Annotated in this window: 15 protein-coding genes and 1 pseudogene; 10 read left to right on the forward strand and 6 right to left on the reverse strand. The window is 67.0% G+C overall.

The annotated features are described in order from the left end of the window. A pseudogene (locus FHW58_RS12060) lies at positions 1 to 233 on the reverse strand (hydrolase); the annotation flags it as partial. A 198-nt stretch (positions 234 to 431) separates the two neighbouring features. Here FHW58_RS12060 and FHW58_RS12065 point away from each other — a divergent pair. Then, the gene (locus tag FHW58_RS12065) at positions 432 to 2,057 is read left to right on the forward strand and encodes a diguanylate cyclase domain-containing protein (RefSeq protein WP_179673404.1); all 1,626 of its coding nucleotides are present in this window, start codon (positions 432 to 434) and stop codon (positions 2,055 to 2,057) included. On the opposite strand, the gene FHW58_RS12070 is transcribed toward FHW58_RS12065, so the two are convergent. From FHW58_RS12070 to FHW58_RS12085, 4 genes are all read right to left on the reverse strand, one after another. Continuing rightward, positions 2,054 to 3,058, reverse strand: a complete 1,005-nt coding sequence (locus FHW58_RS12070; protein ID WP_179673405.1) for a glycosyl hydrolase 53 family protein — start codon at positions 3,056 to 3,058, stop codon at positions 2,054 to 2,056. The genes FHW58_RS12065 and FHW58_RS12070 overlap by 4 nt on opposite strands. A gap of 133 nt (positions 3,059 to 3,191) precedes the next feature. Beyond that, positions 3,192 to 5,957, reverse strand: a complete 2,766-nt coding sequence (locus FHW58_RS12075; RefSeq protein WP_179673406.1) for a TonB-dependent receptor — start codon at positions 5,955 to 5,957, stop codon at positions 3,192 to 3,194. Between the two features lie 425 nt (positions 5,958 to 6,382). Next, complete coding sequence (locus FHW58_RS12080; protein WP_179673407.1) at positions 6,383 to 7,246, reverse strand: hypothetical protein; 864 nt, start codon at positions 7,244 to 7,246, stop codon at positions 6,383 to 6,385. A 41-nt stretch (positions 7,247 to 7,287) separates the two neighbouring features. Further along, positions 7,288 to 8,238 carry a LysR family transcriptional regulator gene (locus tag FHW58_RS12085; RefSeq protein ID WP_179673408.1) on the reverse strand — a complete coding sequence of 317 codons (951 nt, stop codon included), beginning with the start codon at positions 8,236 to 8,238 and terminating at the stop codon, positions 7,288 to 7,290. 97 nt (positions 8,239 to 8,335) lie between these two features. On the opposite strand from FHW58_RS12085, the gene FHW58_RS12090 reads away from it, so the two are divergent. From FHW58_RS12090 to FHW58_RS12100, 3 genes are all read left to right on the forward strand, one after another. Beyond that, positions 8,336 to 9,535, forward strand: a complete 1,200-nt coding sequence (locus FHW58_RS12090; RefSeq protein ID WP_179673409.1) for an MFS transporter — start codon at positions 8,336 to 8,338, stop codon at positions 9,533 to 9,535. 66 nt (positions 9,536 to 9,601) lie between these two features. Further along, positions 9,602 to 12,289, forward strand: a complete 2,688-nt coding sequence (gene mutS / locus FHW58_RS12095; RefSeq protein WP_179673410.1) for a DNA mismatch repair protein MutS — start codon at positions 9,602 to 9,604, stop codon at positions 12,287 to 12,289. After that, positions 12,286 to 13,299 (forward strand): hypothetical protein, encoded by a 1,014-nt coding sequence (locus FHW58_RS12100; RefSeq protein ID WP_179673411.1) that lies wholly within the window; start codon positions 12,286 to 12,288, stop codon positions 13,297 to 13,299. Before mutS ends, FHW58_RS12100 begins: the two co-directional genes overlap by 4 nt. Positions 13,300 to 13,306: 7 nt before the next feature. Here FHW58_RS12100 and FHW58_RS12105 read toward each other — a convergent pair whose 3' ends face one another. After that, positions 13,307 to 13,852, reverse strand: coding sequence for a peptidylprolyl isomerase (locus tag FHW58_RS12105; protein ID WP_179673412.1), 546 nt, complete (start codon positions 13,850 to 13,852; stop codon positions 13,307 to 13,309). A gap of 133 nt (positions 13,853 to 13,985) precedes the next feature. On the opposite strand from FHW58_RS12105, the gene FHW58_RS12110 reads away from it, so the two are divergent. From FHW58_RS12110 to FHW58_RS12135, 6 genes are all read left to right on the forward strand, one after another. Beyond that, the gene (locus FHW58_RS12110; protein WP_179673413.1) at positions 13,986 to 14,900 is read left to right on the forward strand and encodes an AraC family transcriptional regulator; all 915 of its coding nucleotides are present in this window, start codon (positions 13,986 to 13,988) and stop codon (positions 14,898 to 14,900) included. Positions 14,901 to 14,993: 93 nt separating this feature from the next. After that, positions 14,994 to 15,548: a carboxymuconolactone decarboxylase family protein gene (locus FHW58_RS12115; protein ID WP_179673414.1), complete on the forward strand. Its 555-nt coding sequence runs from the start codon at positions 14,994 to 14,996 to the stop codon at positions 15,546 to 15,548. 2 nt (positions 15,549 to 15,550) lie between these two features. Beyond that, positions 15,551 to 16,618: an acyl-CoA dehydrogenase family protein gene (locus FHW58_RS12120; RefSeq protein ID WP_179673415.1), complete on the forward strand. Its 1,068-nt coding sequence runs from the start codon at positions 15,551 to 15,553 to the stop codon at positions 16,616 to 16,618. After that, entirely contained in the window at positions 16,615 to 17,496 is an 882-nt protein-coding gene (locus tag FHW58_RS12125) for an ABC transporter ATP-binding protein (RefSeq protein WP_179673416.1), read from the forward strand. The genes FHW58_RS12120 and FHW58_RS12125 overlap by 4 nt, the downstream gene beginning before the upstream one ends. Next, on the forward strand, positions 17,493 to 18,722 hold the full coding sequence (locus FHW58_RS12130) for an ABC transporter substrate-binding protein (protein ID WP_179673417.1): 1,230 nt from the start codon (positions 17,493 to 17,495) through the stop codon (positions 18,720 to 18,722). The genes FHW58_RS12125 and FHW58_RS12130 overlap by 4 nt, the downstream gene beginning before the upstream one ends. Next, positions 18,722 to 19,474: an ABC transporter permease gene (locus FHW58_RS12135; protein ID WP_179673418.1), complete on the forward strand. Its 753-nt coding sequence runs from the start codon at positions 18,722 to 18,724 to the stop codon at positions 19,472 to 19,474. The genes FHW58_RS12130 and FHW58_RS12135 overlap by 1 nt, the downstream gene beginning before the upstream one ends. Positions 19,475 to 19,552: the final 78 nt, after the last annotated feature.

Here is a 19,552-nt window from a genome sequence, read left to right on the forward strand (position 1 = left end):
TTGATTTCGTTGAAGATCGGGCCGGAGAAGGATTTTTCCGCCACCGTGGTCAGGATGGTCGGCACCTTGAATTCCTTGGCTGCTTTCGACACCAGCGCCACGTTGTTGCGCAACTGGACCGGGTCGATCGACTTGGTGGCGAACGACATCTGCGATTGATGGTCGATCAGGATCAGCGTGTGGTTGGTCGGGTTCAGCAGGGTTTGACCTGGTTGGGCGATGGCGGTAGGCATGATGTATTCTCCGTAAATTCAAAAATTTCGATTGGTACTGCGCCTTGTTGGCGCTGCGTTGAAATGCATTATCCTTGAGCGCGCGGGCGACAAAAAGCGGAAAATTTCCTGGCTTATTGTCGAAATTTTCGAAAGTAAGCGGGCATGCCGCCCCGGACCGTAGCGCTATACTGGATTTCCCATGTCGCGGGAGTCACCATGCGGCCGCTCTCAGGCTTTTTCTACAGCTTCAAGTTCAAGATCAGCGCGCTGGTCATCGCGCTGCTGCTGTTTGCCGGCATCGGCGCTGGCGGCATTTCGCTGCTGATCGCCGAAGCCGAGTTGCGCGACGTGATCGCCCGCCAGGAACTGTCGCTGCTGACCGGCGCCGCCGCCTTCATCGACAACGACCTGCACAACAAGCGCCAGCTGCTGCGCGCGCTGGGCGAGGAAATCAACGACCGCGGCCTGCCGCTCAGCGGCATCCAGGACCTGCTGGAAGCGCACGAAACGCTGCGCGACAGCTTCTTCAACGTCAACGCCTTCGATTTGGCCGGCAACGCCGTGGCCAATCTGCGCGACCGCAACGGCCGCCGCGTCAACGTCGCCGAGCGCGAGTATTTCCGCGACACGCTGCGCCTGCAGGAAGGCGTGATCTCGGCGCCGTTCAAAAGCTCGCTGTCGGGCCGGCCGGTGGTGGTGATCACCCAGCCGCTGCGCGACGCCAACGGCAAGCTGACCGGCATCGTGCTGGGCGCCATCGACCTGCTGCGGCCGTCGTTCTCCGCCCAGCTGGACGCGCTGCGCGCCGGCGCCGACGGCTATCTGTTCATCGTCGCCGGCAACGGCGCCACCGTGCACCACCCGGACAAGGCACGCCTGCTGGACAAGGGCGACGACGCCCCCGGCACGCTGCTGGACGCCACGCTGCACACGCCGGAAGGCTGGCAGGACGGCCTGCTCGACGACGGCGTGCCGGTGCTGCTGGTGCACAAGCACCTGCGCGAGGTGGACTGGACCATCGCCCTGTCCTACCCGATGCGCAGCGCCTTCGCCTCGATGCAGCAGGTGCGGCTGCGCGCGCTGCTGGGCGCGGCCGTGCTGACCGCCTGCGCCGGCCTGTTCGGCTGGGCCATCACCAAGAAGCTGCTGCGCCCGCTGTCGCGGCTGCACCGGCATGTGGAGGACATCAGCGCCGGGCGCGCCGGCATCGCCGTGTTCGACGTCGACCGGCGCGATGAATTCGGCCACCTGAGCCGCGCCTTCTACGGCCTGTCGCAACGGCGCGCGCAGGCCGAGGATGAGCTGCACCGGCTGGCCACCACCGACGTGCTGACCGGCCTCAACAACCGCCGCATGTTCGACGCCTTCCTGCCGCAGGCGCTGGCGCGCGCGGCCCGCGCCGGCCAGCCGCTGGCGCTGGCCATCCTCGACATCGACCATTTCAAGGACATCAACGACACCCTCGGCCACGCCGCCGGCGACCAGGTGCTGAAGGAATTCGCGCGGCGGCTGACCACGGCCGTGCGCGCCGCCGACACCGTGGCGCGGCTGGCCGGCGACGAGTTCGTCATCGTGTTCGAGCAACTGTCGTGCGACACCGAGATGGACCAGCTGGGCAACCGCATCCTGGAGGTGATGCAGGCGCCGTTCGCGCTCGGCGCCGCGCAGCGCGTGGTGCGCACCAGCATCGGCATTGCCATCGCCAGCGACGGCGCCACGGCCGAGGACCTGATGCGCGCCGCCGACCAGGCGCTGTACGGTGTCAAGGCGGCCGGCCGCAACGGCTTCGCGATCCACAGCGCCGGCGCCGGCCTGGGCGCGCGGGCGCGCGAGCTCGGTTAATCGGCGCGGAATGCCTCCAGCGCCTTGGTCGGGCGGCCATCGGCGCCCCAGGCGCTGAGCTCGTAGTGGCTCCAGCTGCGCGCGCCCTGCGGCTCCCAGTAGATCACGCCCAGGCCCTTGTGGTCCGGCACCGCGCGCACCTTGCGCTGCACCGCCACCAGCATGTCGTAGGTGTTCTGCGGCCGGCTGTCCTCGCCGCCGACCTCCACCACCATCACCTCCTTGCCGTAGCGCGCCGCCATGTCGGCCAGGTTGGCGCCGAGGTCGTCGATCGAGGCGGTGTAGTCGGGCCGCCCGTCCAGCCAGTACGGGTAGTAGGACATGCCGATCACATCGTATTTGGCGCCGTGCGCGGTGGCCTGGTCGAACCAGTTGCGGAAGCGCTGGCGGTCGTTGCCGCGGTCCACATGCAGCACCACTTTGGAGGTCGGGCTGACCGCCTTGATGGCGGCGTAGCCCTGGTTGATCAGTTGCGCCAGTTGCGGCCAGTTGTCGGTGTGGCCTTCCGGATAAATCATGCCGGTCGGCGTCTCGTTGCCGACCTGGACCCATTCGGGCGTGACGCCGGCCTGCTTCAGCGCAAGCATCACGTCGTAGGTGTAGTCGTGGACGTCGCGCAGCAGTTGCGGGAAATCGTGGCCCGCCCAGGCGGCCGGCTTGCGCTGCTGCTGCGGATCGGCCCAGCTATCGCTGTAGTGGAAGTTGAGCATGATGCGCATGCCCATCTGCTGCGCGCGCACCGCCATGGCCACCGTCTCGTCCTTGCTGTTGTGACCGCTGGCGCGGTCGCTGGAGGGATCGACCCAGGTGCGCAGGCGGATGGTGTTGATGCCATAGTCCTTGAGGATGTGCAGGCAATCCTCTTCCCTGCCCTGACTGTTATAGAACTTGTAGCCGCTGGCCTCCATCTGCGCCAGCCAGCCGACGTCGGCGCCTTTGACGAAGGGCGCGCCATGGGCGCTGGCGGCGGCCAGCAGCAATGCGATCAGAATTTTTTTCATGCGCCTATGCTAGTGCAAAGCCGCCGCGCGCAGGCATGACGAAAATGCCGCCAGCCATGCCCTTTCGATATGGACCGGCGAAAAAAAAAGCCCCCGGGCATTGCTGCCGGGGGCTTTTGAACACAACGCTAGCTTAGAACTTGTAGCTGGCCGACACGTAGCCGGTGGCGCCGTGCGCGTCGTAGTAGGTTGGGTCGTAACCTGCCTGGAAGTATTTGCCCAGACCGATGGTTTCCGGCGGCGTGCGGTTGAACAGGTTCTTCACGCCAGCGCGCAGGGTCAGGTTCTTGATGCCGGTGTAGGCCACTTGCGTATCCCAGGTCGAGAAGGCGCCGATGTGCACAGCGTCGGTGCCGGTGGCCGAATCGGCGCGGGCGGCATCGTAGTAGCCCGACTGGTAGTTCTGGGTCAGGTTGACGCCCCAGTTCTGGTATTTCCAGTCCAGCGCCAGTTGATGCTTCCAGCGCAGGATGATGCCGCCTTGCGACACGGCGTTCAGCGGCAGGCCGTCGGCGCCGATGGTGCGCGCTACGCTCTGCTGCACGCTGCCGTCCGGCAGGGTCTCATCGTACTTGGTGGTGTAGGTACCGTTCAGACGGGTCGAGAAGGTGCCGTAGTTGGCGGTCTTGGCGATGGTCCAGCGCGCGTCCACGTCGATACCCGCAGTCTTCAGGCCGCCGGCGTTCAGGTTGGTGCTGGTGATCTGGGTAATGTTGCCGGCCGAATCACGTTGCACCATGGCGGCGTAGGCCGGGTTGGTCTGCGCCTGGTCGACGATGAACTCAGGGTCCAGCGAGGTGACCAGGTTGTTGACGTTAATCTTCCAGTAGTCGATGGCCACCGACACGCCAGGCACCGGATCGATCACGAAGCCGACCGAGCTCTGTTCCGATTTTTCCGGTTTCAGGTTGGCGTTGCCGCCGATCAGCTGGTTGAACTGGCCGTAGGTGCCGGTCTTCGGATCGGTGAAGCTGCCGGTGGTCGCCAGCGACACCGGGTTCAGCAGCTCAGGCAGGCTAGGTTCGCGGAAGCCGCGGCCATACGATGCGCGCACCAGCAGCTGTTGCAGCGGCTGATAGCGGAAGCTGACCTTAGGATTGGTCGAAGTGGCGTTCGGATAACGGTCGGTGCGGACCTGCAGGTCGGCTTCCAGGTCTTTCACGATCGGCGCCACCACTTCGGCGAATACGGCCGACGAGTTGCGCGAGGCCGACAGCGGCAGCGTCTGGCCGCCGTAGCCCGAAATGTCGCCCGACTGGAAGGCGGTGGACGGGTTCAGGTCCAGCTTTTCGTCGGTGAACGAAGCGCCCACGGCGAACTTGGCCATGCCGGCTGGCAGCTGGTACAGGTCGCCCGAGATGCGCGCGTTGATGGCGTCATTGCTCAGGGTCGAGTTAATCATGTTGCCAACGTAGTTGGTGGCGTAGATCTGCTGGGCCAGCGCCGGCGACTGCTGGGCAGCCCATGGGTTGAAGGCGTTGTTGTTGCTCAGCAGCTTGACCAGCGCCAGTTGCGACTGGTAGCCGGAGACGGTGTCTTCGCTGACGTTGCTGGAGTTGTGGGTGTAGGCCACATCGTAGTCGAAGCCCTTGACGGTGCCGCGGAAGCCCATCACCAGGTGGTTGGTCTTGGCGTTGTCGATGTGCGAGCGACCGCCGCCATCCACCGCGCGGTAGCTGACCGTGACCGGCTGGCCATTGACCGACGGGTAATTGGCGGCCAGGTAGGACGATGGGTAGTACGGGCTGCTCGGCGACAGGATGATGGCCGGGTACACATTGGCCGGGCCGAAGGCGTTGTCGGTCGACAGGAAGTTGGCGTTGTACGGGGAAGACTGCTCGTTGGTGGTGGTCTTCTGTTCCGAGTGGAAGCCTTCGACGAAGAATTCGTTCTGGTCATTCAGCTTGAAGCGGAAGTTGGCCGATACGTTGGCGCGCGTCACGTCCGGGAACAGCGGCACCAATGGCGCCGAGTCATAGCGGCAGGTGCCGTAGTTGGCGTCATAGGCGCTGCCATTGGCGGCGCAGTTGGCGCCGTTGTTGGCGTTCAGCGGGTTGCCCAGATTCTTGCCGATGGTGTTCAGCGCGTTCGGAATGACGCCATTGGCGTTCGGTGTGGTGACCGGATCGAAGCTGCTCAGGTTGCCGCTTGGCGTGGCCGACGCATCACGGAAACCGTTGTTGTTCCAGCCGGTTTTGGCGTAGCTGCGCTGGCTGCCGTAGATGGCCTGCTCTTTGGCCACATCGGCCGACACGGTGAAGTTGTAGCGGTCTTCGTCGAAGTCGCCGAAGCCGGCGATGATCGAGGCCTTGGTGGTGCGGCCGCCGCCGTCCTTGGTGCCGCTGCCGTAGCCGGTCACTTCGACGCCGTTGAAGTTGTTACGCAGGATGAAGTTAATCACGCCGCCGATGGCGTCGGAGCCGTACAGACCGGAGGCGCCGTCTTTCAGCACTTCCACGTGGTCCACTGCCGACAGTGGGATCGAGTTGATGTCGACCGTCGTGCCGTCGGTGGCGAAGTTGGCCAGGCGGCGGCCGTTGACCAGCACCAGCGTCTTGCTGGCGCCAATGCCGCGCAGCGAGGCCGAGGCCAGGCCGTAGGTCGACGAGCCCGCGCCCTGGGCGGTGTTGTTGCCGCCCACCGCGGTGTTGGCGGTGATGCTGTTCAGCAGTTCTTCCGTGTTGGTGGCGCCGGTTTTGGCGATGTCTTCACGGGTCACGGTCTGCACCGGCAGCGCGCCTTCGACCTGCGCGCGTTTGATGGACGAACCGGTGATTTCCACGCGGGCGATGGGTGCGTCTGGCGCGGTCTGCGCGTGCGCGCCGGCGATGGCGCCGAGCGCCACGGTGCCGGAGAACATCACGCGCAGCGAGCGCGAGATAATGGTTTCTTTGGTCATTTAAATTCCCGATTTGTTGTGTGAGTCATGCCGACTTCATGGGTGACCTTGAGCGGTATCAAGGTCGGGTCCTATGACAACATGCGGGAAAGATTTCACCAATGACAGCGTTGACAAAAAGCCGCACCGCCACCGCCGGAATGTAAAAAAACGGCAGCATTAAGCCAGCTTTAAGAATGCGCGGGAGGACAGGATTTTTTACGCAGATTTACCGGATTTTTCACCGGTAAATGCGTTGATCGCCAAATAAAGTGTGTTCATTTGGCCATGCGTTGAGGAGCGTGGCGGCATCAGCCGTTGTCAGTTCGCCAGTTTTCGGTACACGACGTTACACATGATACGAAACTCACTTGGAAAGTTAGCATACTTTTCCTGCAAGAGGTCGATAAACCTCTTACGAATGGCGGATAAACAACAGTCAGAGCTCAGGCCGGCAACAGCCAGTGGGCGACATTGACCACATAGCGCTGGAACTCCGCCAGCGCGGCCGGGTGGCGGCGCAGGGCATCGCCGGGCGCCTCGCTGACAAAGCCCGGGCAGCCGGCCTCCACGTCCCAGTTGTAGTCGGCGAAGTGATGGAAGGTGCTTTCGGCGATGGCGCGGCCGCGTCCGCCCTCGCGCTCGAAGGCCACGGCCAGGTTGAACATCTCGCCGCTGGCCAGGCTGCGGCCTTGGGCGATGACGCGCGCCGGCCGGCCGGGCGGCGCGCTGACCGCGCCCTCGTGCGGATGCGCCGGGAAAAAGCGCACCGCGCCGGTTGGCGACGACGGATCGGCCAGCACCGGGTGCAGCGGCGCGCAGACAGTCACCGGCTGGTAGTCGCCATTGCAGCCGGAATGGTAGTTCGGCCACTGGATCGCCGGGGTGCCGGTGTCGTCGTTGACGCGGCGGCGCGGATCGGTCTCGGGATTGCTGGTGTGGAAGTGGTTGGCCGCGCCGATGCCGTCCAGGCCGCCCACCGACGAGCCCAGATCCATGTGATCGCGCGCCACCAGCAGTCCGCCACCGCGCTGGCGGAAGCGCTCGATGGCCGCGCACTCGGCCGGGTCCAGGCCATCGCCGACATCGACCGCCATCAGCCACAGCTCGTCGACCTCGCTGTGGTCGAGGCTGGCCAAGACAGGATCGGGCCGGACGCCGGTGGTGCGGTCGCGCGCCACCACCTCGAACAGCGGCGCGCCGTCGGCATCGCGCTGCTCGCGCAGTAGCTGCGCCAGTTTGCTGAAGCGGTGGATGGCCCAGTCCTCGGTGGCGGGCTCAATGGTGGTCTGAATCAGGATCTTGCGCATGGGATGTCCGGCAAAATAGAAGTATCATGCGCCGGCATTCATCATTTTGCAACGCCACTTATAACAGAGTTTTGGGCCAGCACATCCTGCGCCACCAGCGCGAAACGCTCGACCAGAAAATCAAGCAAGGCCCGCACACGCGGCGCCAGATAGCGGCCGCCGTGGAGCACCGCGTGTACACCGGCCTCCTCCACGCGATATTCCGGCAGCAGCACCTTGAGCCGGCCGGCACGCACGTCCTCGACCGCGTCCCAGATGGTCTTGCGGGCAATGCCCTTGCCGTCCAGCGCCCACGCGCGCGACAAGGCGCCATCATTGGTTTCCCAGGCGCGCTCCGTGGGCACCATGTAGCGCTGGCGGCGGCCGCCTTTCTGGAAATGGAATTCGTTCAGGGGGCCATGGTCGGTGACCAGCAGGATAAAGTCATGCCGGGCCAGATCCGCCAGCGTGGACGGCTCGCCATGGCGCGCCAGATAGGCCGGCGCGGCGCACAGCACGCGCCAGTTGGGCGCCAGCCAGCGCGCCACCAGCCTGTCATCAGCCGGCGCGCCAAAACGCACGGCCAGGTCGATATCGTCACTCAACAGGTCAGCCAGCGAGTCGGACAAGGTCAGCGCAATTTTCACTTGCGGGTGGGCTGTGCAGAAATCATCGATCCACTGCTTGAGCAGATGACGGCCGAAATCAGCCGACGCCGAAATGCGGATCTTACCGCTGATGCTGGTCCGCCCCTCCTGCAGCACGGTCTCGGCGCGCGCCACCGCGTCCAGGGCCAATTGGCAATGGTGCAGATAAACCCGGCCCTCTTCGGTCAGTCTCAGTTGCCGCGTGGTGCGGTCGAACAGCCGGGTTTGCAGCGCCGCCTCCAGCTTGAACAGGCGCGCGCTGGCGGCCGCCGGCGACAACTGCAGTTTGCGGCCGGCGGCGGACAAGCTGCCCAAGGCGGCGGTTTCCACAAACAGACGCATGTCGCCCAAGCGGTCAGTCGCCATTCTTCATCCAGATTTGAAAATAATTCAAATTCTAGCCCAATTATCAATCCGCATTGTCACACCTACACTCGGTGCTCTCCCTGTATCGAGGACTACCATGACCACACTCCCCCGCCTGCCCGCCGGCGCCCTGCTGGCCCTGGCAATGACCAGCTTCATCGCCACCGCCAACGAAACCATGCCCGCCGGCCTGCTGCCGGACATCGCCCACGACTTCGGCGTCTCGCAAGGCAGCGCCGGTCAGCTGGTGACCTGTTGCGCGCTGGGCTGCGGTTTGGCCGCCATCCCGCTGACGGCGGCCGGCAGCCGCGTCCGACGACGCCCGCTGCTGCTGGCAACCCTGGTGACTTTTTTCATCGGCAATTGCATTACTGCGATTTCGGCCAGCTACGCGCTGACCCTGGCCGCGCGCTTCGCCATCGGCGTGGCCACCGGTGTCGCCTGGAGCCTGCTGGCCGGCTACGCGCGCCGCCTGGCGCCGCCGTCGCGCCAGGGCGAGGCGCTGGCCGTCGCCATGGCCGGCATTCCGCTGGCCCTGACGCTCGGCATGCCGCTGGGCAGCTGGTTCGGCGCGCTGGCCGGCTGGCGCTGCGTATTTGCGCTGTTGGCAGCGCTGTCGGCGGCGCTTGTGCTGTGGGTGCATCTGGCCGTGCCGGACTTTGCCGGCCACGCGGACGCCAGCCGCCCGCCGCTGCGCGACGTGCTGCGCTTGCCGGGCATCAAGCCGGTGCTCTGCATCATCATGCTGTGGATACTGGCGCACTACATGCTGTACACCTACATCGCCCCGTTTCTTGAACAGCTGCACCTGGCGCCACTGCTGGACCGGATGCTGCTGGCCTTCGGCATCGCCGCCATCGCCGGCGTCTGGATCACCGGCCTGCTGATCGATCGCCACCTGAGCGGCATGATGCTGCTGTACCTCGCGCTGTTCGCGGCGATGGCCTTGATGTTCGGCCTGGGCACGTCCAGCCCGATGCTGGTGTATGCCGGCGTCGCAGCATGGGGCGTGAGTTTCGGCGGTGCGCCGACGCTGCTGCAAACCGCACTGGCCAACGCCGCCGGCGCCCATGCCGACACGGCGCAATCGATGCTGGTGACCGTCTTCAACCTGGCATTCGCCGCCAGCGGCGCGCTGGGCGGCATCCTGCTGCAAAGCGCCGGCGCGCGGGCGATTCCCTGGGCCCTGGTGCCGCTGCTGGTGACGGCATGCGGCCTGGCGCTACGGATGATTTGGCGAGACCGTCACGCAACGCGTGTGATTTCACCAGTCAGACGGCCGAAAGCGGTAAAATGATGGGTTACGCGCGGGAGTGGTTTACGCTCCCGCAAAACCAGACTTATCGCACCGCCAGAAGAAACAATGACCACCGTCCCGAACGAAATCAACGCCGCCGCCGTCAAGAACAGTCCCGCTGAAAAACTCACGCCGATGATGCAGCAATACATGGCGATCAAGAACCAGCATCCGGACATGCTGGTGTTCTACCGCATGGGCGATTTCTACGAGCTGTTCTTCGATGACGCCGAGAAGGCTTCGCGCCTGCTGGGCATCACGCTGACCGCGCGCGGCTCGTCGGGCGGGCAGCCGATCAAGATGGCCGGCGTGCCGTTCCATTCGCTGGAGGGCTATCTGGCCAAGCTGGTCAAGATCGGCGAGTCGTGCGCCATCTGCGAACAGATCGGCGACCCGGCCACCAGCAAGGGCCCGGTCGAGCGCAAGGTGATGCGCGTGGTCACGCCGGGCACGCTGACCGACGCCGATCTGCTGCCGGAAAAATCCGAGCGCCCCTTGCTCGCGCTGTGCGTCATCAGCCAGCGCAAGGTGGCCACCGCCGGTCTGGCGTGGCTGTCGCTGGCCAGCGGCGCGCTGCGCCTGATGGAGTTCTCTGGCGACGCCCACACCGTCAACGCGCGCATCCAGCAGGAGCTGGAACGCATCGCCCCGGCCGAACTGCTGCGCGGCGATAACGGCGAGCTGTTTGAAGAGTACACCGCCTGCCACGTTAACCGCGTGCCGGAGTGGCACTTCGACGTGGTCAGCGGCCACAAGGCGCTGCTGGACCAGTTGGGGGTGGCCACGCTGACCGGCTTTGGCGCCGATGGCCTGGGCGCGGCCTTTGGCGCCGCCGGCGCACTGCTGCGTTACGCCCAGTCGACGCAGGGCCGCGGCCTGCAGCACGTGCGCACGCTGACCACCGAAACCGAGAATGAATTCATCGGCCTCGACGCCGCCACCCGCCGCAACCTGGAGCTGACCGAAACCATCCGCGGCCAGGAGTCGCCGACGCTGTTCTCGCTGCTGGACCACTGCCGTACCGCCATGGGCTCGCGCCTGCTGCGCCACTGGCTGCACCACGCGCGCCGCGACCAGAACGTGGCCCGTTCGCGCCACCAGGCCATCGCCGCGCTGGCGCAGGCTGATGCCACCGGTTCGCTGTCGCACACGCTGGCGCAGGTGCCGGACATCGAGCGCATCACCACCCGCATCGCCCTGCTGTCGGCGCGTCCGCGCGACCTGGCGGCGCTGCGCGACGGCCTGACGCAACTGCCGTCGCTGCGCCATGGCATGCAGCGCACGCTGACCGACGCGCAAGGCCTGCTGGCCGCCATCAACGCCGACCTGGCCACGCCGGCGGGCTGCCTCGATCTGCTGCAACGCGCGGTGATGCCGGAACCGGCGGTGATGGTGCGCGACGGCGGCGTCATCGCGCGCGGCTTCGACGCCGAGCTGGATGAGCTGCGCGGCCTGTCGGAAAACGCCGGCCAGTACCTGGTCGACCTGGAGACGCGCGAGCGCGCCCGCACCGGCATCGCCAACCTGCGGGTGGAGTACAACAAGGTGCACGGCTTCTACATCGAGGTCACCAACGGCCAGGCCGACAAGGTGCCGGACGATTACCGCCGCCGCCAGACGCTAAAGAACTGCGAGCGTTACATCACGCCGGAGCTGAAGGCGTTCGAGGACAAGGCGCTGTCGGCGCAGGACCGCGCGCTGGCGCGCGAGAAGATGCTGTACGACCAGCTGCTGGGCGACCTGGCGCCGTTCATCGGCACGCTGCAAACCATTGCCCGCGGGCTGGCGCAGCTGGACACGCTGACCGCCCTCACCGACCACGCGTTGCGCCACAACTGGTGCGCGCCGGAGCTGGTGGCCACGCCCTGCATCAACATCAAGGAAGGCCGCCACCCGGTGGTGGAGAACCAGATCGAGCGTTTCATCGCCAACGACTGCCGCTTCGTCGACGAGCGCCGCCTGCTGCTGATCACCGGTCCCAACATGGGCGGTAAATCGACCTTCATGCGCCAGGTGGCGCTGATTACGCTGCTGGCCTACATGGGCAGCTACGTGCCGGCACAAAGCGCGGTGATCGGCCCGATCGACCGCATCTTCACCCGCATCGGCGCCACCGACGATCTGGCCGGCGGCCGCTCGACCTTCATGGTGGAGATGACCGAGGCCGCCGCCATCCTGAACGGCGCCACCGAGCACTCGCTGGTGCTGATGGACGAAATCGGCCGTGGCACCTCGACCTTCGACGGCCTGGCGCTGGCCTGGGCCATCGCCCGCCACCTGATCGAAACCAGCCGCAGCTTCTCGCTGTTCGCCACCCACTACTTCGAACTGACGCAGCTGCCGGACAGCCATCCGACCGCCTCCAACGTCCACCTGTCGGCGGTGGAGCACAAGGACACCATCGTGTTCCTGCACGCGGTGCAGGAAGGCCCGGCCTCGCAGAGCTACGGCTTGCAAGTGGCGCAACTGGCCGGCGTGCCGCAGCCGGTGATCAAGGCCGCGCGCAAACATTTGGCGCGCCTCGAAGCGCAGGCGCTGGACGCCACGCCGCAGCTGGACCTGTTCGCCGCGCCGTCGATCGATGCCAATGACGAGGAAGTCGACGCGCCGGCCCCGGCCAGCGCCAGCGACTGCCCGGCCATGCGCGAGCTGCTGGCCGCGCTGGACGAACTGGACCCGGACGCGCTGACGCCGCGCGAGGCGCTGGACCGCCTGTACCAGCTGAAGCGCCTGACGGAGGCGGCGCAAGCATGACGCCGCGCGCGCGCCGCCACACGCTGACCGTCGCCGCGATGGCGCTGGCGGCGGCGTGCGTGGCGCAGGCCGCGCCAGCGTCCGGCGCGTCCAGCGCGTCCGCGGCGGCTTCGTCGGCGGCGGCCGCGCGCGGCTTCACGTTCGGCGTCATCGGCCACCCGTTGCAGCACGGGCGCGACGAGGCGGCGCTCAAGCGCGCCATCGCCGACGTCGCGCAAACCAGTCCGGCCTTCGTGGTCGCCACCGGCATCAAGGCCGTCACCGAGCCTTGCAGCGACAAGCTGTACGCCCAGCGCCGCGAGCTGCTCAACGAATCGGCGGCGCCGATGATCGTGTCGCTGGCCGGCAGCGACTGGAGCGCCTGCCTCAACTCGGCCGGCCGCTCCAACGCCATCGAGCGCCTGAACCGGCTGCGCGAAGTGTTCTACGTCGACAGCGAATCACTGGGCGGGCGTCATCTGCAGGTCACGCGCCTGTCGGCCAGCGCCAAGTTCCGCAGCTACGCCGAGAACGCGCACTGGGAATACGGCAAGGTGCTGTTCGCCACCATCAACCTGCCGGCCAATAACAACCACTACCGCCCGGAAGCGGGCCGCAACAGCGAGTTTGAAGACCGGCTGGTGGCCAACCGCGCCTGGCTGCACCGCCTGTTCACGCTGGCCGAGCGGCAGAAGATGCAGGGGCTGGTGCTGTTCGCCGACGGCGACGCCGGCGTGACGGCGGAAGAAGGCTTCTCGCTGCTGCCCAGTTTTCAAACCCGGCAGGATGGCTTTGCCGAAGTGCGCAAGCAGTTGCGCGGCATGGCGGAAAAATACAAGGGAACGGTGTTGCTGATCGACGCCCAGCCGCTGGCGCCGGCGTCGCCGGCGGCGCACGCCGAACCGGCCATCCAGTGGCGCGGCAATGTGGGACATGTGACCATGACCACGGACTGGGCCGAGGTGCATGTGGCGCCGGGCGCCGCCCCCCTGTTCTCGATCAAGGGCGGCAGCGCCGCGGCAAGCGAATAAAAACCGCTTAGTGAATCGGGTGGATGGCGACGTGATCGCCCTCTTCGCCCTCGTCGTCCTCGTCACCGTGGTGGTGGCCGTGGGCGCCGTGCACGTGGCCGTGGGCGATTTCCTCATCGGTGGCTTCGCGCACGTCCACCACGTTCAGCGAGAAACGCAGCGCCATGCCGGCCAGCGGGTGATTGCCGTCCAGGACCACCTTGTCGTCAGCGATGTCGGTCACGGTGAAGATCATGGCCTCTTCCGCGCCGCCCTCGCCGTCCGGCATGCCTTCGAACTGCATGCCCACTTCCAGCGGTTCCGGCAGGCGGTTGCGCTCTTCCACCTTGACCAGCGAGGCGTCGTAGTCGCCAAAGGCGTCTTCCGGCTCGATCTGGATGATCGACGCGTAGCCGACATCCTTGCCGTCCAGTTCTTCCTCGATCTTCGGCAGCGTGTTCTCGTAGCCGCCGTGCAGGTAAACCATGGGCTGACGGCCGTCTTCGATCAGATTGTCCTGGGCATCGGACAGTTTGTAATTCACAGTCACGACTGTATTCTTGGCAATCTTCATGTTGTACTTCCTTTCAGTAAATAGCCGTCGATTATACCTTGGATCAGCGCCACGCCGTTTTGCGCAGCGGACGCATAAGGATATGCCGAATCCGTGCTGGCCGCGGCACGCCACACGCTCTACAATCACAGCCATGCAAGCCGCCACCTCCGACAAACTCGCCCAATGGCTGCTGACCAGCATCGAGCTGGACGCCGCCGCCCTGCACGTCGGCCGCTATTGCGGGCCGTGGCGGGTGTCCACGGCCGGCCAGGCGCTGGCCAGCTTCCACCTGGTGCTGGAGGGCGACTGCTATCTGCACCTGGACGGCCAGGCGCCGCTGCGGCTGCACGCGCGGGACGGCGTCTTCCTGATGAGCGACGTGCCGCACTACCTGAGCTCGTCGCCCGATCCGGCCGCGCCGATCGCGCGCCAGGCCATGCGCCCGCTGGGCGGGCCGCCGGCGCCGGGCAGCGCCGGCCTGGCCTGCGGCTTCTTCCGCTTCAGCGGCGCGCTCAGTCCATTGGTGATCGCCTCCTTCCCCGAATACCTGGTGTGCCGCAGCGGCGATCCGGCGCTGGGCCACACCGCCGCGCTGTTCGACATGATCCTGGCCGAGACGGACAGCGATCCCCAGCGGCCGTCGCCGCTGATCGCGCGCTTGGTGGAACTGCTGTTCTTTTACCTGATCCGCCACGCCAGCCAGCGCGAGGCGCTGAGCGCGGGCCTGCTGGCGCTGGCGCAGCGCGGCGAGTTCATGGCGCTGCTGGACCAGATGCTGCGCAGCCCCGGCCAGGACTGGTCGATCGCGCGCATGGCGGCCGCCGCGCACATGTCGCGCGCGGCCTTCTGCAAGCACTTCACCGGCGCCGGCGGCGTCACGCCGGCGCAGTTCCTGCTGCACCTGCGCATGCGCCTGGCCACGCAGCGCCTCCACGCCGGCGATTCGGTCGAGCAAGCGGCCAGCCACGTGGGCTATCAATCGCATGCCGCGTTCACCCGCGCCTTCAAGCGCATCGTCGGCGAACAGCCCGGCGCCTACCGCCGCCAGTCGCGGGCCGCCGCATAAAAAGACGTTTGAACACAAAACCGCGACTTTTGGACATGGTGGCGAAAGCGCGTGGCGCTGATAATATGTCGTCACTGTTAAAGAAAGCACATCATGTCCCGCCTCACCCTGCACACCCTGGAAACCGCGCCTGAAGACAGCCGTCCCTTCGTCGAAAAAGCCATCGCCAACAACGGCTACCTGCCCAACCTGATCGGCGTGCTGGCCAATGCGCCGGCGGCGCTGGAGACCTATCTGACCGTTTCCGGCATCAACGCGCGCGCCAGCCTGTCGCTGGCCGAACGCGAAGTGGTGCAGCTCACCGCCGCGCGCATCCACGGCTGCGACTTCTGCGTGGCCGGCCACACCGCCATCTGGCTGAAGAAAGCCGGCCAGCCGGCGGAGGCGGTGCGCGCGCTGCACGCCGGCGCGCCGACCGGCGACGCCCGGCTGGACGCGGTGGCCGCCTTCACGGCGGCGGTCATCGCCGGCCGCGGCGCCGTCGACGACGCCGCGCTGCAAGCCTTCCTGGACGCCGGCTACCACCAGCAGCAGGCGCTGGAAGTGGTGCTGGGCGTCAGCCTGGCCACGCTGTGCAACTTCGCCAACAGCCTGGCCGGCACGCCGGTCAACCCGCAGTTGCAGCCCTACCTGCCGGGCGCGGTGTAAGCATGGCAGCCCTGCATGACTGGCTGGCGCGGCACGCCGACGCACTCGATCAATCGGAAGCGCTGAGCGACGAGGTGCTGCCGGCGCTGGCGGCACACGGCTGCTTCCGCGCCGGCGTTCCGGTGGCGCTGGGCGGAGAGCCCGGCGACTATGGCGACGCGCGCGACGCCATTCTCGGCATCGCCGCCATTGCGCGCCATTCGGTGACGGCGGCTTTTGTCTACTGGGGCCAGCGCAGCTTCATCGAGTACCTGCTGCAAAGCCCCAACACGGCGCTGCGCGACCGATTGCTGCCGTCGCTGCTGGACGGCTCGCTGGCCGGCGCCACCGGCCTGTCCAACGCGATGAAATTCTTGTCCGGCATGGAGCCGCTGTCGATCCAGGCCACCGCCGATGGCGACGGCTGGCGCCTGAACGGCAAGCTGGCATGGATCACCAATCTGCGGCCGCAACGCTTTGTTGCCGCCGCCGCGGTGGCGCCGGTTGACGGCGACACGCCGCTGGTGGCGATGTTCGCCAGCGAGGACGCGGGCGTGCGGCGCAGCGACAACCTGCCGCTGATCGCCCTGCGCGGCAGTCACACCGCCGCCATCAAACTGGAGGACGTGGCGGCGCCGGCCGATCACGTGATCGCGCCGCAAGCGCCGCAGTGGCTGGCGCGGGTGCGTCCCGCCTTCCTTGGCATGCAGTGCGGGATGTCGATCGGCCTGGCCGACGCCGCGCTGGAGAAGGCCGCGCAGGTCGCGGCCAAGGGACGCGGCCAGCTGAGCGACGACATCGCCGGCGCGCGCCAGGCGCTGGCCGACCTCACGCGGCAACTGCTGGACGGCGTGGCCGACGGCTGCTTCGTGGCCGCCGCGCCGCAGATGTTCAAGCTGCGCATCGCGCTGGCGGAACTGGTGCAGCGTGCGGTCACGCTGGAGCTGCAGGCCAAGGGCGGCCACGCCTATCTGATGCAGGAGGAGGACGGCTTCGCGCGGCGCTGGCGCGAGTCGGCCTTCATTCCGGTCATCACGCCCAGCATCACGCAACTGCAGGCGGCGCTGGCCAAGCACGCGGCGACGCAATGAGCGCCGGTACTATCGACGCCATCGGCAATACCGACGGCACCGGCGGTGACCGCGACCGCGGCAGCGGCGGCAGCGGCGCCACCGCGCCGGCGGAAGGCTGGGCGCTGCGCGCCGACGGTCTGGCGTTCGCCTACGCCGGCGGCACGCCCACCTTCACCGGCATCTCGCTCGGCGTGCGGCCGCGCGAGATTGTGGCGCTGCTGGGCGGCTCCGGCTGCGGCAAGTCGACGCTGCTGCGCGTGCTGGCCGGCCTGCAGCCGCCCAGCGCCGGCAGCGTGCAGTTCCTCGGCGCGCCGCTGACCGAGCCAAGTCCGCGCAGCGCGCTGGTGTTCCAGCAAGCCAGCCTGCTGCCCTGGCTGAACGTCGCGGCCAACGTCGGCTTTGGCCTCGACTTCGCGCGCCAGCCCAAGATCACGCGCCAGGAGCACGGGCGGCGCGTGCACGACGCCATCGCCGCCGTCGGCCTGGCCGGCAGCGAGAAGCGCTACCCGGCCGCCCTCTCCGGCGGCATGGCGCAGCGCGTGGCGCTGGCCCGCGCGCTGGCGCGCCAGCCGGCGCTGCTGTTCGCCGACGAGCCCTTCTCCGCGCTGGACGCCATCACCCGCGCCGAAATGCAAACGCTGCTGGTCGACGTGGTGCACCGCTGGCACACCGCCGCGCTGCTGGTCACGCACGACATCGACGAAGCGATCCTGGTGGCCGACCGCATCGTGCTGATGGGCGGCCGGCCCGGCGCCATCGTGCGCGAATGGCGGGTCGACCTGCCACGCCCGCGCCTGGCCGACGGCGCCGGCGTGGCCGCGCTGCGCCTCGACATCCTGGCCGCGCTGCAAGGCCTGCGCACCATTACCACTACCACAACAGAAAGCATCGCATGACCAAACCACCTCACATCTGCCTGTCCTCCGGCTGCGACTGCGGCATGACCCGGCGCGACTTCCTGCGCGTGTCCGCGCTCGGCACCGCCAGCGTGGCGGCGCCACTGCTGTTCGCCGGCGACGCCATGGCGCAGCAAGGCCCGAAAGGCGACGACCAGCCGGTCAAGATCGGCTACCTGCCGATCACCGACGCCACGCCATTGCTGGTGGCGCACGGCCGCAAGCTGTTCGAGGCAGAGGGTCTGCAAGCCGAGACACCACGGCTGTTCCGCAGCTGGGCGCAGATCATCGAGGCCTTCGTCTCCGGCCAGGTCAACGTGATCCACCTGCTGTCGCCGGCCACCATGTCGGTGCGCTACGGCGCCAAATTCCCGGCCAAGGTAGTGGCGTGGAACCACATCAACGGCTCGGCGCTGACCGTGGCCAAGGACATCAACAAAGTCACCGACCTGGGTGGCAAGACGGTGGCGATTCCCTTCTGGTACTCGATCCACAACGTGCTGCTGCAGGACATTCTGGCCAAGAACGGCCTGTCGGTGGTGAGCAAGGGCCGTGACGGCAGCATCGGGCCGAAGGAGGTCAACCTGGTGGTGCTGGCGCCGGCCGAGATGGTGTCGGCGCTGGCCAGCAAGTCGATCGCCGGCTTCATTGTGGCCGAGCCGTTCAACGCGCTGGCAGAAACCACCGGCGTCGGCAAGGTGCTGCGCTTCTCCGGCGACGTGTGGAAAAACCACGCCTGCTGCGTCACCTTCCTGTCGGAGCGCGACATCAGTACCCGTCCGGAGTGGGCGCAGCGCGTTACCAACGCCATCGTCAAGGCACAGCTGTGGACGCGCTCCAACCAGCTCGACACCGCGCGCCTGCTGTCCAATGGCGACAGCCACAAGTACACGCCGCACGCGCTGCAGGTGCTGTCCAAGGTGCTGACCGTGACCGATTACGCCGACTACGAAAAGAGCGGCATCATCGTGCACAAGGACTGGAACCAGCGCCGCATCGACTTCCAGCCCTACCCGTTTGCCTCGTACACCGAGCAGATGGTGCGTTCGCTGCAAAAAGTACGCCTGGAGGGCGACACCGGCTTCCTGCACAAACTCGATCCGGCCGTGGTGGCGAAGGACCTGGTGGACGACCGCTTCGTGCGCAAGGCGATTACCGCCGTCGGCGGTCCACAAGCCTTTGGCCTGCCGGCTAACCTGATGCGCACCGAAACGCTGGCGATCTGATGGTGCTGCGACGATTTGGCCTGCCGCTGCTGGGCTTTGCGGCGGCGCTGCTGTTGTGGCAAGCCGGCGTGACGGCGCTGGAGAAAGACACGCCGATCGCGGCGTCGTTCGCGCCGCTGGAAGCCGCGCGGGCGCTGGCGGCGATGCTGCAAGGGCCGGACATCTGGCGCGACATCGGCCTCAGTCTGCGGCGGGTGGGCTGCGGCCTGCTGGCGGCGGCGCTGATCGGCATTCCGCTGGGGGTGCTGGTGGGCAGCTCGCAGCGCTTCGCGGCGGCGGCCATGCCGTTGTTCCAGTTGCTGCGCATGGTGTCGCCGTTGTCGTGGATGCCGCTGGCGGTGATGACCCTGGGCGTGGGCGACGCGCCGGTGTACTTCCTGCTGGCGTTTGCGGCGGTGTGGCCGATTTTGCTGAACACCGCCACCGGCGTGGCGCGGCTGGACCCGAACTGGCTGCTGCTGGCGCGCAGCCTGTCCGCCACGCGCGGCGAGACGGTGCTGCGGGTGGTGCTGCCGGGGATCACGGCCGACATCCTGACCGGGGTGCGGCTGGCGATCGGCATCATCTGGATTGTGCTGGTGCCGGCGGAGATGCTGGGCGTATCGGCGGGCCTGGGCTACTTCATCCTGGACGCGCGCGACCGGCTGGCGTACAACGAGCTGATGGCGGCGATCGTGCTGATTGGTTTATTGGGGTACAGCCTCGACTTCCTGGCCCGCGCCGCGCATGCAAGGTGGCTGCACACGCGCTGATGAGTACCCCGCACGGCGGTCCGTCGCGGGGTCTGACCCCGTACGGGGTCAGACCCCTCTCACGTGGTGCGGGTTTAT

Origin of the sequence: Duganella sp. 1224 (genome assembly GCF_013408245.1) — a bacterium.
GTDB lineage: Bacteria > Pseudomonadota > Gammaproteobacteria > Burkholderiales > Burkholderiaceae_D > Rugamonas.